The organism is Methylobacterium brachiatum (assembly GCF_020523825.1).
Classification (GTDB): Bacteria; Pseudomonadota; Alphaproteobacteria; order Rhizobiales; family Beijerinckiaceae; genus Methylobacterium; species Methylobacterium brachiatum.
Genome location: NZ_JAJALK010000002.1, coordinates 392,416 through 406,589 on the forward strand (window position 1 = coordinate 392,416; position 14,174 = coordinate 406,589).

Below are 14,174 nucleotides of genomic sequence, written 5' to 3' on the forward strand. Positions count from 1 at the left end.
GGGACATGATCAATCGAATTCTCGACGTCTCGGTCCGCCAGCGCTGGCTCGTCCTGCTGCTCTCCCTGCTCGCCGCCGGCTTCGGAGGCTACGCGGTGACGAGGCTGCCCATCGACGCGGTGCCGGACATCACCAACAACCAGGTCCAGATCAACACGACCGCCCCCTCGCTCTCGCCGGTTGACGTCGAGAAGCAGGTGACCTACCCGGTCGAGACCGCGCTCGCCGGCATCAAGGGCCTGGAATACACCCGCTCGCTCTCGCGCAACGGCTTCTCGCAGGTCACCGCCGTCTTCGCGGAGAAGCTCGACATCTACTTCGCCCGCCAGCAGGTCGCCGAGCGTCTCGCCCAGGTGAGGGCGGACCTGCCACCCGGGGTCGAGCCGCGGATGGGCCCGATCTCGACCGGCCTGGGCGAAATCTACATGTGGTCGATCCACTACGCGCAGCCCGCCGAACGGAAGGTCTCGGCATCGGGCAAGCCGGGCTGGCAGCCGGACGGAAGGTACCTGACCCCGGAGGGACAGGCGCTCCGAACCGAGCTTGAGCAGGTCGCCTACCTGCGCACGGTCCAGGACTGGATCATCCGTCCGCTGATCAAGACGGTCCCGGGCGTCGCCGGCGTCGACGGCATCGGCGGCTTCGAGAAGCAGTACCACGTCCAGCCCGACCCGACGAAGCTAGCCGCGCGCGACCTGTCCTTCTCCGACGTCACCCGGGCGCTGGAGACCAACAACGCCAACCAGGGCGCCCGCTACCTGGAGGACAACGGCGAGGGCTACGTCGTCCGCGCGGCCGGTCGCCTGGAGAACATGGACGAGATCGCCGACGTGGTCGTGGCCACGCGGGGCGGCGTGCCGGTCCGGATCAAGGACGTCGCGGACGTCCGCATCGGGCGCGACCTGCGCACGGGCTCGGGCAGCGAGGACGGCCAAGAGGTCGTCGTCGGCACCGCCCTGATGCTGATCGGCGAGAACAGCCGCACGGTGGCGGCCGCGGTCGACGCCAAGATGGAGCAGATCCGCAAGTCCCTGCCGCCGGGCGTCGAGGTCCAGACGGTGCTCAACCGGACGGTGCTGGTCGAGGCCACGGTGAGGACGGTGGTGAAGAACCTGTCGGAAGGCGCGGCCCTCGTCATCGTCGTCCTCTTCCTGCTGCTCGGCAACATCCGGGCGGCCGTCATCACGGCGCTCGTCATCCCGGTCGCCATGCTGATGACCATGACCGGCATGGTCGAGGCGAAGATCTCGGCCAACCTGATGTCGCTCGGCGCCCTCGATTTCGGCCTCATCGTCGACGGGGCGGTGATCATCACCGAGAACGCCCTGCGCCACCTCGCCGAGCGGCAGCATGGGCTGGGCAGGGCCCTCGACACCGAGGAGCGCCTGGAGACGGTGCGGGCATCGGCCGAGGAGATGATCAAGCCGTCGCTCTACGGTCAGGCGATCATCATCCTGGTCTACGTCCCGCTCCTGACCTTCACGGGGGTCGAGGGCAAGATGTTCGAGCCGATGGCGCTGACCGTGATCATCGCGCTCGTCGCGGCCTTCGTGCTGTCGCTGACCTTCGTGCCGGCGCTGATCGCCATCGTCATCACCGGCAAGGTGACCGAGACGGACAACCTCATCATCCGCGCCCTCAAAGCCCTCTACCGGCCGGTATTGGGCGCGGCGGTCCGGGCGCCATTCCTCTTCGTCGGCGGGGCCCTGCTCCTCCTCGTCGGGGCCGGCGTGCTGTTCACCCGCCTCGGGACCGAGTTCATCCCGCAGCTCGACGAGAAGAGCATCGCCCTCAACGCGACCCGGATCCCGTCGACGTCGCTGACCCAGTCGCAGACGATGCAGCTCAACGTCGAGCGGGCGGTCTCGAAGTTCCCCCAGGTCGCCTACGTCTTCTCGAAGACCGGCACCGCCGAGGTCGCCTCGGACCCGATGCCGCCGAACTCGTCCGACACCTTCGTCATTCTGAAAGCCCAGGAGGAGTGGCCCGACCCGAGCCTATCCAAGGCCGAGTTGCAGGAGCAGATCGAGAAGGCGGTCGGCGCGCTCGCGGGCAACGTCTACGAGTTTTCCCAGCCGATCCAACTGCGCTTCAACGAGCTGCTCGCCGGGACCCGCGGGGACCTCGCAGTGAAGGTGTTCGGCGACGAGTTCGAGCCGATGCTCAAGGCCGCCAACCAAGTGGCCGCGTTGCTCCGCGGCATCGACGGCGCCGAGGACGTGAAGGTCGAGCAGACGGCGGGCCTGCCGTTCCTGGAGATCAAGATCAACAAGGCCGAGGCCGCACGATACGGGCTGAGCACCGGCGCCATCCAGGAGGTCATCGGGGCCGCCATCGGCGGCCGGGAGGCCGGCGTCGTGTTCGAGGGCGATCGGCGTTTTCCCATCGTGGTGCGCCTGACCGACAAGGTCCGCGAAGACCGCGAGGCGTTGGAGAACATCCCGGTGCCGCTGCCGCCGGGACCGAACGGGCGCGCGACTTCCGTACTCCTGAAGCAGGTGGCCTCCTTCTCGGTGAGCGAGGGACCGAACCAGATTTCCCGGGAGAACGGCAGGCGACGGGTGGTGGTGACCGCCAACGTCCGGGGCCGCGACATCGGCTCGCTCGTGGCCGAGGCACAGGCGAAGGTGGGTAGCCAAGTCCAGCTTCCGCCGGGCTACTACGCGACCTGGGGCGGGCAATTCGAGAACCTCGCCTCGGCCAAGCGGCGGTTGACCGTCGTGGTGCCGGTCTGCTTCTTCCTGATCTTCCTGTTGCTTTACTCGGCCCTGGGTTCGCCGCGGGACGCGTTGCTGGTGTTCAGCGCGGTGCCGCTGGCCCTGACCGGGGGAATCTTCGCCCTTTGGCTGCGCGGCATGCCGGTCTCGGTTCCGGCCGCGGTCGGGTTCATCGCGCTCTCGGGCGTGGCGGTCCTCAACGGCCTCGTGATGCTGACCTTCATCAAGCAGCTCGTGGCGGAGGGCCGGCCGAAGCGCGAGGCCATCCTGGAGGGTGCCATGACCCGCCTGCGTCCGGTGGCGATGACGGCGCTCGTCGCATCGCTCGGCTTCGTGCCGATGGCCATCGCCACCGAGACGGGGGCCGAGATCCAGCGGCCGCTCGCAACCGTGGTCATCGGCGGCTTGATCAGCGCGACCCTGCTGACGCTGATCGTGCTGCCGGCGCTCTACGCCCGCTTCGGCAAGGCCGCGATGCCGAAGGCCGCCAAGCGGCCGACGGAGACCGTATCGCGGCACCTCAAGGCTGCGGAGTAGCCCCGGATGCGCATCCTCGCGATCACGGCCGCCATGGCCTCCCTGTCCACCTTCGTCACCACTCCCGCATCGCCCGCGGCGGGGGTCGAGGGCGGCGACGCACCGTTCGGGTTGTCCTGGGGACCGGTCGACGCGGTGCCGCGTCCGCTCAAGGTCGACCGCGAGGCCAACCTGACCGCCCTCTACTATCCGCATGGCTGGCCGCCGGCCATCGGGGCGGGCACCGCGGAGGTGGTCCTCGTGGTCTGCCGGGACGAAGGGCTGCAACAGGTGGTCTGGGTTGGCCTGCCGATGTCGGGCGAGGCCCTGGCGAGGACGCGGCGCGCCATCCACGACGAAGGCGTTCGCCGCTATGGCGAGCCCGCACCGGGGCCCGTGGCCGATTCCGAGCTCTGGCCGGGCGGCCGGGCGCTCCTGGCCAGCCGCGAGGTCACGGATGGGCGGCGCGAACTCGTCATGACCGCATTCGGCCCCGGCTACCCAGCCTGCTCGGCGGCCCATCGCGACGCGACCGGACACCCGGCCGGCGTGCACGTCGCCGACCTGATCGGTGTCGGCGCCCCCTGATGAGGCTCCCCGGTACAAATCCCGGCCGGTACTGCATGCGCGGGCGCGGATCGCTCGAAGACGGACGCCCGTTCGATGGCGCCCGGACGAGAGCAAGGCCGGCGTCGGCCTCGCGGCGTTCCGGTACGGCACGGCGGGGCGAAGCGACGAGGCCGGGATGAAGCCCCCTGCCGAGAGGAGCCGCGTGCAGCGTCGGACGGCCAGGGCCGGCGTGCTCGATGGCGGGGAATGCCTCGCGCGCCGGACGCCTGCACCGGGCGGGCGGTCGGCACCGGCCGCCCTGGCCAGCCCAACGGCGGCCGGAACGCCTCGCTCCATGGTCGCGTCCCTGATCGGGCTTCGGCGGCCTCGGGACCGGCGCACCGACGGCGTTTGGCGCCGTGCATTGGCCTGCCTGCTCGCCTTTGCCCTGATCATCGCTCTCGTGGACCCGGCCCCGACATCGCCCCGGGTCGGACCCGAACACGCGAATGGGCCCGGCACGTCGTCCCTGTTCGAACCGGATGCGACCATGTCGCCCGCGGACGACTACGCGGACCGAGGGCGCCCCGGATCGCCTCGGTGCAACGGTCACTGCTCCTGTCATGGGGCCATTCGGCCCGACGGCGCACTCGCGTTGCCCGTGCGTGTCGCGCGGGCCGTGGAGTTCCTGTTGTCCGGCGATGGCTTCCGGTCCCGGAAGGCCGCCTCGCCCCACGACCCGCCACGCGCCTGACCGCTCCGCTGCCGCGAGCCGCGGCGGCGCCCCGGGTCGAAGAGCCCCGTCCTTGACCTGGATGTGAGTGCGCTCGCCTCGCGTGAGCGCGCGGCCCGTCGCCGTGACGCAGCCGCAGGTCGGAACCGCCTACGAGATCGGGTGGAGCGATGCGCGTACCCAGTCCCCCCTTGGCCACCCCCGCACGGCCGACCGTCGGCCTCGGCGCCGACGGCCTCCGGCTAGCGCGAAGACGTCCGTCGGACGTCCCGGACCCCTCGGTGCGAGGGAGCCCACTGCCGTTGGACACCTCGAAAGCGGTCTGGCCGCCCCGAGCGAGGCTCGTCCCATGTCGGCTCGGCCGCCGCACCCTCGCGTTGGCCCTCGCGGCCCTCGCGGCCCTCGCGGCGAGCGCGGTCGGCAGCCCGCGGGCCGAGACGCTGGAGGGCTCGCTGGGGCGTGCCTACCGCGCGAACCCGGAACTGAACGCGACGCGGGCGGGCTTGCGGGCGACGGACGAGGAGGTCGCGATGGCGCGGGCCGGCTACCGTCCGACCGTCGCCGCGGACGCGGACGTCGGCGTACGGAACGTGCAGGGGGCCGCAGGCGGCGAGCGCCTGGCGCGAACCTCGTTCCCGCGCGGTGCGGGGCTGACCGTCGAACAGACCCTGTTCAACGGCTTCCAGACGGACAACGACACCCATCGCGCGGAATCGAACGTGCTCGGCAGGCGCGAGGCCTTGCGCTCCGCCGAGAACACGATCCTGTTCAATGCCGCGCAGGCCTACATGGACGTCCTGCGCGACACCGCGACCGTGGAGCTCAACCGCAACAACATCGCGGTCCTGGAGGAGCAGCGCCGCCAGACGACCCTGCGCTTCCGGCTCGGCGAGTTGACCCGGACGGATGCCGCGCAGGCCGACGCCCGCCTGGCCGGAGCCCGCTCGCAGCTGAGCGCGGCGGAGGCGCAGCTCCGCGCCCGCACCGGCGTCTTCCGTCAGGTCATCGGCGTGGACCCGCGCCGGCTCGCCCCCGGGCGCCCGCTCGACCGCCTGGTCCCGCCACGTCTCGAACTCGCGCTCGGCATAGGGCTGGCCGAACATCCACGGATCCTCTCCGCGCTCCACGCGGTCGATGCCGCCGAGGCGCAGGCGAAGGTTTTCGAGGGGAGGCTCTACCCTCGGGCCGGCGCCTCGGGCGTCGTACAGAGGCGCCGCGACGAGGAGGAGCCGGGCGACGATGTCCTTGCGGCCGGGATCGCCGGGCAGGTGACGGTTCCCGTCTACGAGGGCGGGCAGGTCTACGCGCAGGTCCGGCAGGCCAAGGAGCAGGCCGGGCAGCTGCGCATCGAGGCGGAGCAGGTGCGCGACGCCGTCCGCGCCGGCATCGTCGCAGCCTGGGCACAGCTTGAGGCCTCGAAGGCGCAGGTCGCCGCCTCACAAGCCCAAGTCCAGGCCAACGAGGTGGCGCTGGCCGGCGTGCGGGACGAGGCGCGGGCCGGCCAGCGCACCACCCTCGACGTCCTGAACGCCCAACAGGAACTGCTCAACGCCCGGGTGGGCCTTGTCGTGGCGCAGCGCGACCGCGTCGTGTTCTCCTACGGCTTGGTCCAGGCACTCGGCCGCCTCACCGCGCGCTTCGCGGAGCTGCCCGTGGCTCCCTACGGCGCCAAGGCCCACTACGACCAGGTCGAGGACCTCTGGGCGGGCCTGCGCACGCCCGACGGCCGCTGACGCCCCGTCCGCGAGACGCCGCCCGGGACAGCTTTCCCCCGGGATCGCCCGCGGCCCGGCCACCCTGCGCCACCCCCACTCTCAAGCCCGCCGCTGCGGAACGGCGCGGGAAGCCCCGAGGCTCTCACGAGAGAGGGCCGGACACCATGTCGGAGCCCTTCTTGGTCACGCCCTCCCTGATTCATGCCTTGGCCCACCGGATGACGGGGGTCGATTACCCCCACAGCCACTGGTGGGTCGACCTCTTGGCCCTGCTCGCCTTCGTGGTCGCGCCGGCCTGGACAGGATGGCTGCTGGTCCGGCTCGGCCTGCGATGGATGGGGCCGGGAGGACGTCGACGGGTCCACCCGGTCGCCGTCCCGTCGCGCGAGCCCCGCGCCGGATCGGTGCCGCCGAGGCCCGGCAGCGCCCGCGAGGGCAACTATGGCTGGTGCCTGGAGCGTTTCGTCGTCCGTGCGACGCTGCGCTTCCAGCTGCGTCTCGTGCTGCTCTCGCTGCTGACGTTGCCCGCGGCGTGGCTCCTCCTCGAAATCCCCAAGCACATAATCAATCGCGCCATCACCGACGCAGATGGGGATGGGCATCCGGAGATGGTGGTCCTCGGCTTCACCCTGAGCCAGGTGGAGCTCCTGTTCGCCCTGTGCGGGAGCTACCTGGCCGTGCTCACGCTCGGCGGGCTCGCCAAGTATGCGGTCAACCGGTCGCGCGGGCGCGTCAACGAGCGTCTCGTGCGCCGCCTGCGCCTCGCCATCCTCCGCCGCGCGCGCGGCGAGCCCTCCCCCGACCGACGGGCCGCGCTCGCGGCCGTGGCCATGCAGGAAGTCGAGCCGATCGGCTATTTCGGCGGGAGCCTCGTCGTCGTGCCGCTGATGCAGGGCGGAACGCTCGCGACCAGCATCGTCTTCCTGCTCCTCCAGAACGCCGCCCTCGCGTTGGCGGCGCTGATGATGCTGCCGGTCCAGCTCACGCTGCTGCCGCCCCTGCAGCGGCGCCTGAACGCGAAGGTGCGCGAGCGGGTCCACGCGACGCGGGCCTTGGGAGGTCTCCTGACCGCGGCGCCGGCCGGTCGGGAGGCCACGCCGCCACGCGACCGGCCCGCACGGACGCCGGCCCGGTCGCGGCAGATGCGCCTGGCCGAGGACCTTGAGCGCGTGCGCGTCGAGATCAACGACCTCAAGGGCCGCCTCAAAGGCCTGTACAACTACACCTCCAACCTGACGCCGTTCTTCTTCTTCGCGATCGGCGGCTACCTGGTCGTGCAGGAGCGCCTCTCGCTTGGCGCGCTCGTCGCCGCGCTGGCGGCCTACAGGGAGATCGCGCCGGCGATGCGCGAGGTGTTCGATTTCGTCCAGAGCTGGTCCGACGCGAACGCCCGGTTCGAGGAGGTCACGACGGCGCTCCGCCCCGCTCCGCCGGGCCCTGCGCCCCGATAGGCCCGAGCGGCCAAGCGTTCAATCCGGCCGCTCCGGCCGGCCCGGCGCGCCCGCCGCGGGCGGCAGGAAGGCGACGCGCAGGAGGTCGACGAGGTGGCGGCGGTTCACGAGGAACAGGATCGCGGCGAGCCCGAGATAGACCCAGGCGAGCGCGGACAGGGTCGCCACCGTGCGCGCCGCGTCGTCCCGGTAGGCGAAGGCCAGCCCCACCTGCAGGCCGAAGAGGCTCGCCAGGGCGAATGCCGAGACGAGGCCGAGACGTAGCCGCAGCAGCAGGCCTAACGCGAACAGCGATTGCGCGGCGGTCAGGAGGAGCTCCTCCGCCTGGCGGGCGTCGAGCGGCAGGTTCGCCAGCGAGCCGGCGCCGACGCTCATCGCGAGCGGCAGCATGCCGACCAGCAGCGTCCACTGGCTGATCTTGTCGCTGACGAGGGTGCCGAGCCCGTTGGCGGCCCGGCCCGCCAGCACGAACAGGACCGCGACGGTCATGGCCGGGGCTTCGCTCGCCAGCGGCGCGAGCCACTGGATGAGGAGGAACTCGTCAAGCCCGAGGACCCGGCCGGCGCCGACCAGCGCCTCGGCGAACGGCTCGGCCGAGACCAGGATGACCCCGCAGGCGACCAACGTCAGAGCCGCCGTCGCGGCCCACCGCATAGCCACGGGCAACGCGTTCAGGGCGGCGGCAGGGCCGGGCTCCTCATCCTCATCTTCGTCCTCGGGCGCGCTGCGGGTGCGCCAGACGTAGGCGCCGAAGAACGCCGCCAGGACCACGAAATCGAGCGGCCCGATGCCGTCCTTGAGCACGATGACGAAGGCGTACAGGCTTGCCAGGAGCAGGAAGGCGACCTCGACCGCGTTGGCTCGGGTCAACTCCACCGCGCGGCCGCCGCCCCGCGCCCAATGGATGGCGACCAGGAGCGGCCAGGCCAAGCCGACGAGCAGCCGGTTGGCCCCCGTCATGTTGGCGGCGGCGTAGTGCACGTACTGCGAGCCCGGCCCCGCCTTGCCGGCCTGGTAGGCGTAGTAGAGGTCGACCGCATATTCCGGCAGCACGGTCACGAGGGCGACGACGGCGATGATCAGCCCCTGCGAGACGTGCCGCTCGGCGGCTTCCGCCCCCCAGGACAGCAGGAAGCCCGCCGCGAGAATGGCGGCCCCGAAGGCCGCCGTCTCGCCGATGGGCCCGACCTGCAGGCCGGTCAGCCGCAAGGTCAGGGCCGGCGTCGCCGCCGCGACCGCGAGGGCGACCAGCATCAGGAAGCGTCCCACTCCGTCCCTCCTCGTCACACTCACGGGCCGTGGCAGCCGGGCGCGGGCGGGCGCCGCCGCCGGGCGGGCCCACGGCCGCGGCGGGGTGACCGAACCTCGCCGGGCGCCCTATCCGATGTGTCCGGCGGCCCCGGCCAATCCCGCCCCCATCACGCTGGCGGCGCCCGCCCGAGGTGCGTGATCGGCCGGTCGGAGGGTACTCCGTTCGGCTCTCCGACGGGAACGGTGCGGCCGCGCCGAACGGCTGGCGTGAGCAGAGCACGCACCCGGTCCGCAGGACGGCGACCGCCGGATCGAGCCCCTCACGAAATCTCCCCCTCGGCAGCGGCGCGCCGCCGATCGGACGCGAGGAATCCGCCGAGGAACAGCAGGACCGCCCCGGCGGAGATCCAGACGTCCGCCAGGTTGAAGGTGAACCAGCGGATGCCGCCGGTGTGCAGGTCGAGGTAGTCCGTGACGACGCCGTCCATGAGCCGGTCGACGAAGTTGCCGGCGGCCCCGCCCGCCATCGCGGCGAGCCCGAGGCGTTCGAGCCCGCCGCCCGCGGCCAGGGCCCAGCCGGCCACGAGGCAGGTGAGCGTGCCCTGGATGGCGAGGAGCAGCGCCAGGGAGGACGGGTCGTGCGCCGGGAGCAGGCTGAAGCTGATGCCGTGGTTGAACGACAGGCTCAGGTCGACGAAGGGCAGCGCGCCCCTGACGGCGCCTTCGTCCAGCCACGCCTCGGCCGCCGCCTTCGCGCCGAGGTCGATGACCGCGGCGGCCACCGCCACCCCGGCCACGGTCCCGACCCGGCCGGCCCACCCCGACTGGACCATCATCACGCCCTCAGGAGACGGAGCGCGTTGGCCGTCACCAGGACGGTCGCGCCGGTGTCGGCCAGGATGGCCGGCCAGAGGCCGGTGATGCCTGCGATGGTCGTCACCAGGAACACGGCCTTGAGACCGAGGGCGATGGCGACGTTCTGACGGATGTTGCCCAGGGTCGCCCGAGAGAGGGAGACCAGCGCGGCCACGTCGCCCACCCGGTCGTTCAGCACCGCCGCATCGGCCGTCTCCAGGGCCGCGTCGGTGCCGCCGCCCATCGCGACGCCGACGCTGGCGGCGGCGAGCGCCGGCGCGTCGTTGATGCCGTCGCCGACCATGGCGACCGGCCCCATCTCCTTCAGGGCCGCGATCTCGGCGAGCTTGTCCTGGGGCAGGAGCTCGGCCTTCACGTCGAGCCCGAGCTCGGACGCGACCGCCTCGCCCGTGCGCCGGTTGTCGCCGGTCAGCATCACGCTGCGCACGCCGAGCTTCCGCAGGGCCGCGATGCCGGCTGCCGCGTCGGCGCGGGGCTCGTCCCGGACCGCGATGGCACCCAGGGCCTCGGCGCCACGGACGACGATGACCACCGTCTTGCCGCCGGCTTCGAGGTCCGCGACCGCGCGCTCGGCCTCGGGACCGAGCCGCGCGCGCTCGGCGGCGTGGCGCGGGGAGGCGACAAGCACCGTCTGCCCCATGACCGTGGCCTGAACCGCCTTGCCGGGGATGGCGCGGGCGTCCCGCGTCGGCCGCAGCGGCACCCCGTCCGCGCTCGCCCGGTCGAGGATGGCCCGGGCGATGGGGTGGCTGCTTCCGCTCTCGACCGCGGCGGCCAACCCGAGGAGCGAGCGCTCCGACGCGTCCGGTGCGAAGGCCAGGATGTCCGAGACCCGCGGCCGTCCGGCGGTCAGCGTCCCGGTCTTGTCGAACGCGACCGTGCGCACCCGCCCGATGACCTCCAGCGCGGCCCCGCCTTTCACGAGCAGCCCGCGCCGCGCACCGGCGGCCAGTCCCGAGGCGATGGCCGCCGGGGTCGAGAGCACCAGCGCGCAGGGGCAGGCGATGAGGAGGAGCGCCAGGCCCCGGTAGATCCAGGTGCCCCAGTCGGCGCCGAGCAGCGGCGGCACGACGGCGACCGCGGCCGCGAATGCGAACGCGACGGGCGTGTAGACCGCGCTGAACCGGTCGATGAAGCGCGCCGTGGGCGACTTCGATGCCTGCGCCTCCTCGACGAGGTGCAGGATGCGGGCGACCGTGTTGTCGGCCGCCGTCTTGGTGACCCGGACCTGGAGCGCGCCGTCGGCGTTGACGCTGCCGGCGTAGACCGGGTCGCCGACCTCCTTGGGCTTCGGGACCGACTCGCCGGTGATGGGGGACTCGTCGAGGCTCGACGCGCCGTCGGTGATCACCCCGTCGGCGGGCACGCGGTCGCCCGGTCTCACGACCACGACCTGCCCGATGGCCAGCGATGCGGCGGCCACCTCACGGATGGTGCCATCGGCCTCGTCGACAAGGCGGGCGGTCTTCGGCACAAGGGCCGCGAGCGCCTTGATCCCCGCCCGCGCCCGGCCCGCCGCCACGACCTCCAGCATCTCGCCGACCGTGAAGAGCAGCACGACGATGGCGGCCTCCTCGGCGGCGTGGATGGCGAGCGCCCCCGCGGTCGCGACCGACATCAGCATCTCGATGGAGAAGGGCGTTCCGGCGAACGCCGCCATGGCCGCGCGGCGACCGTAATAGGCGAGCCCGACGAGCGCGCCCGGCCAGTAGGCGTACTCGCCCGCCACGCCCGGCGCGACCCGCTCGACCAGGAAGCCGGCGGCGAACAGGGCGCCGATCAGGATGCCCAGCCGCGCCTTGCGGCTCCGCCAGAGCGGCGGCTCGGGCTCCGCCGCGGTCTCGGCGGACGGGGTGCCGCCCGAGGCTTGCGCCATAGCCAGGTCCGCGGCCGTGGGAAGCGGCGCGACGCCGTAGCCCAGGCGCTCGATGCGTCCCTCCAAATCGGCCCTCGGCGTCGCGGCCTCGTCGAGCGCGAGGTCGAGGACCTGGCTGCCGTAGTTCACGCGCACGTCCGCGACGCCCGGCAGCCGGGAGACGGCGGTCTCGATCTTCCCGGCGCAGGTCGGGCAGTCCATGCCCTTGACCCTGTAGCGCAGGGCCTGCGGACCGTTCGTGGGGAAGGGGGTGCGGTCCGCGCCGGCGGCCTGGTTCATGGTGCGCTCCGTTCGCCCGGATCCTGGTCCGGACTGGGAAGGCAGCCTACATGCACCCTGTAGTCGCTACAGGGTCAAGGCCGTGCGGACCGCCTCTTCCATGACGATCGGCAGCCTCGCGGAGGCCACGCAGACCCGTGTCGAGACGGTCCGGTGGTACGAGAAGGTCGGGTTGCTGCCTCCGCCGGCGCGGTCGAGCGGGAACTACCGGCTCTACGGGCCCGAGCACCTGCGCCGGCTGAGCTTCATCCGCCGCGGTCGAGCCCTGGGCTTCACCGTGGAGCAGATCCGGGACCTGCTCGCCTTGGCGGACGACCGGGATCGCTCCTGCGGCGAGGTCGACACCATCGCCCGCGCCCATCTCGCCGACGTGGAGCGAAAGCTGGCCGACCTGACCCGGCTCGCCTCGGAACTCCGCGAGGTCATCGGCCAGTGCGGCTGCGGGTCGGTCGCCGACTGCCGCATCATCGAGGCCCTGTCGCCGTTGGGTGAACCCGCGTGAGCGATTTGGGCCCGGGGTCAGCGAGCGACGTAGGGCGTCACCAGCACCCGGCTCTCGAAGAGCCCCTTGGCCATGAACCCGCAGCACGCGACGGCGAGGATGGCGACCACAATTGCGACGAAGGTTCGGCGTGCGGCGGCCCGGACGTGCGGCCTGACGCGACGGCGACGGCCCGCATTCCTCTGGCCCCAAGCATGGCGTTCCACGCGAACCGCCCCGTTCCGGCCGACGGGCATCGCGGGCTTGCCCCCGCGACGTTCCGAGGCCTGGGGATACCATGTCGGCGGTCAAGGCCGGAAGGGCCGGCGCTGCCAGCCCCCGGGAGATAAAAAGACAGTACCGCGCGAGGCGAACTCAGACTAGAACGGCCTCGGAAACCAAGAAGCCCACAGGTTGGAACCTGTGGGCTTCACACGGGCCGGAGCCCATGGGTTGCTGACGGCGCACCGTTCAGCGTTGACGGATCGGATATGAGTGCATGGGGCTGGATAGTCAAGCGGAAAAATCGAGGATCCGGGCCGCACTCTACATCGACGGTTTCAATTTATATCATTCCGTCAACGACTTAGGAGAGCCCTTCCTGAAGTGGTGCAACTTCTGGAAGCTGGGGGAGTCGATCATCCCGCGGCAGTCGGAGGAGCTCGTCCGCGTCGTGTTCTGCACGGCCTATTACCCGGGCGACCACAGCAAGAAAATACGCCACGAACGCCTGGTCCGGGCGCTCAAGCTGGTCGGCGTCGAGACCGTCCTCGGCCACTTCAGCCATGAAGACGCCAAGTGCCGGGACTGCGGCTCCATTTGGCAGAAGCCGACCGAGAAGGCCACGGACATCAATCTCGCGCTCAGCGTCTACGACGATGCCGTACAGGACGTCATGGATACTGCATATCTCCTGACCGCCGATACGGACCAAGCGGCGACAGCCAAGCTGTTCGCCAAGCGCTTTCCCGGCAAGAAGCTCGTCAGCGTCAGCCCCCCCGGCCGGACCCACTCGCAGCACATCCTGTCGCACACCCCGCACAAGATCGCGCTCAACCGAGAGCATATCGAGAGGGCGCTGTTTCCGGGGCTCGTCACCGCGGAGGGGCAGGCCTCCGTCATGCGCCCGCACGAGTACGACCCGCCGGCCGGCTACGTGATGTGGGACCAGCGTCCGAAGCCCGCGCCCAAGTCGGGGGCGAAAGCGGCCGCGCCGGCGGCGGCGATGCCCGAGCGCTGAACCCGCCGCGGCCTCAGGCCGGTTCCCCGCCCCGGTACCGCGCGAACGTCGACCGTCCGTCCTTCCCGAACAGGACGACGTCGTAGGTCTCGGGCTGCATGTCCTCGACCTCCATGCCGGGCGAACCGGCCGGCATGCCCGGCACGGCCAGACCCGTTCCCTCGGGCCTCTCTGCGAGGAGCCGCTTGATCACCCCGGCCGGGACGTGCCCCTCGATCACGTAGCCGCCGACCTGGGCGGTGTGGCAGGAGAAAAGCTCGCGAGGCACGCCCAGACGGATCTTGAGCGGGTTCACCGGGCCCTCGGTCACCGTGACGGCGAAGCCGGCCTTACGCAGGTGGGTGACCCACCTCTCGCAGCAGCCGCAGCTCGGGTCCTTGTTCACCGCGACCGTCGGCAGCCCCTCCGCCAAGGCGCCCCGTCCGAGCGCCAGCCCCGCCGCCAAGCCCACGAGCACGGCACGTCGGGATGGAATCGCATCGTTCCTCAT

General features: G+C 71.7%; 10 protein-coding genes. 6 read left to right on the forward strand and 4 right to left on the reverse strand.

Annotated elements, in window-relative coordinates; genetic code table 11:
* The first annotated feature begins 5 nt into the window (after positions 1-5).
* From LGR69_RS05560 to LGR69_RS05575, 4 genes are all read left to right on the forward strand, one after another.
* Positions 6-3,254: an efflux RND transporter permease subunit gene (locus tag LGR69_RS05560; RefSeq protein ID WP_007557633.1), complete on the forward strand. Its 3,249-nt coding sequence runs from the start codon at positions 6-8 to the stop codon at positions 3,252-3,254.
* Between the two features lie 33 nt (positions 3,255-3,287).
* The gene (locus LGR69_RS05565) at positions 3,288-3,821 is read left to right on the forward strand and encodes a hypothetical protein (protein ID WP_047170697.1); all 534 of its coding nucleotides are present in this window, start codon (positions 3,288-3,290) and stop codon (positions 3,819-3,821) included.
* 864 nt (positions 3,822-4,685) lie between these two features.
* On the forward strand, positions 4,686-6,248 hold the full coding sequence (locus LGR69_RS05570) for a TolC family outer membrane protein (protein WP_007557637.1): 1,563 nt from the start codon (positions 4,686-4,688) through the stop codon (positions 6,246-6,248).
* A gap of 146 nt (positions 6,249-6,394) precedes the next feature.
* Entirely contained in the window at positions 6,395-7,681 is a 1,287-nt protein-coding gene (locus LGR69_RS05575) for a hypothetical protein (protein ID WP_007557638.1), read from the forward strand.
* Positions 7,682-7,699: 18 nt separating this feature from the next.
* Here LGR69_RS05575 and LGR69_RS05580 read toward each other — a convergent pair whose 3' ends face one another.
* The 3 genes from LGR69_RS05580 to LGR69_RS05590 form a co-directional block, all read right to left on the reverse strand.
* Complete coding sequence (locus LGR69_RS05580) at positions 7,700-8,950, reverse strand: sodium:proton exchanger (RefSeq protein ID WP_230365419.1); 1,251 nt, start codon at positions 8,948-8,950, stop codon at positions 7,700-7,702.
* A gap of 302 nt (positions 8,951-9,252) precedes the next feature.
* The gene (lspA, locus tag LGR69_RS05585) at positions 9,253-9,768 is read right to left on the reverse strand and encodes a signal peptidase II (RefSeq protein ID WP_230365420.1); all 516 of its coding nucleotides are present in this window, start codon (positions 9,766-9,768) and stop codon (positions 9,253-9,255) included.
* On the reverse strand, positions 9,768-11,963 hold the full coding sequence (locus tag LGR69_RS05590; protein ID WP_007557641.1) for a heavy metal translocating P-type ATPase: 2,196 nt from the start codon (positions 11,961-11,963) through the stop codon (positions 9,768-9,770). Before LGR69_RS05590 ends, lspA begins: the two co-directional genes overlap by 1 nt.
* 100 nt (positions 11,964-12,063) lie before the next feature.
* Between LGR69_RS05590 and LGR69_RS05595 the strand changes: the two genes are divergently transcribed.
* Positions 12,064-12,465 carry a MerR family transcriptional regulator gene (locus LGR69_RS05595; RefSeq protein ID WP_007557643.1) on the forward strand — a complete coding sequence of 134 codons (402 nt, stop codon included), beginning with the start codon at positions 12,064-12,066 and terminating at the stop codon, positions 12,463-12,465.
* Positions 12,466-12,943: 478 nt separating this feature from the next.
* Positions 12,944-13,684, forward strand: coding sequence for an NYN domain-containing protein (locus LGR69_RS05600; protein ID WP_007557645.1), 741 nt, complete (start codon positions 12,944-12,946; stop codon positions 13,682-13,684).
* 13 nt (positions 13,685-13,697) lie between these two features.
* Here the strand turns inward: LGR69_RS05600 and LGR69_RS05605 are convergent, their stop codons facing one another.
* A complete protein-coding gene (locus tag LGR69_RS05605) occupies positions 13,698-14,174 on the reverse strand; it encodes a DUF411 domain-containing protein (protein ID WP_230365421.1) in 477 nt (158 codons plus the stop codon).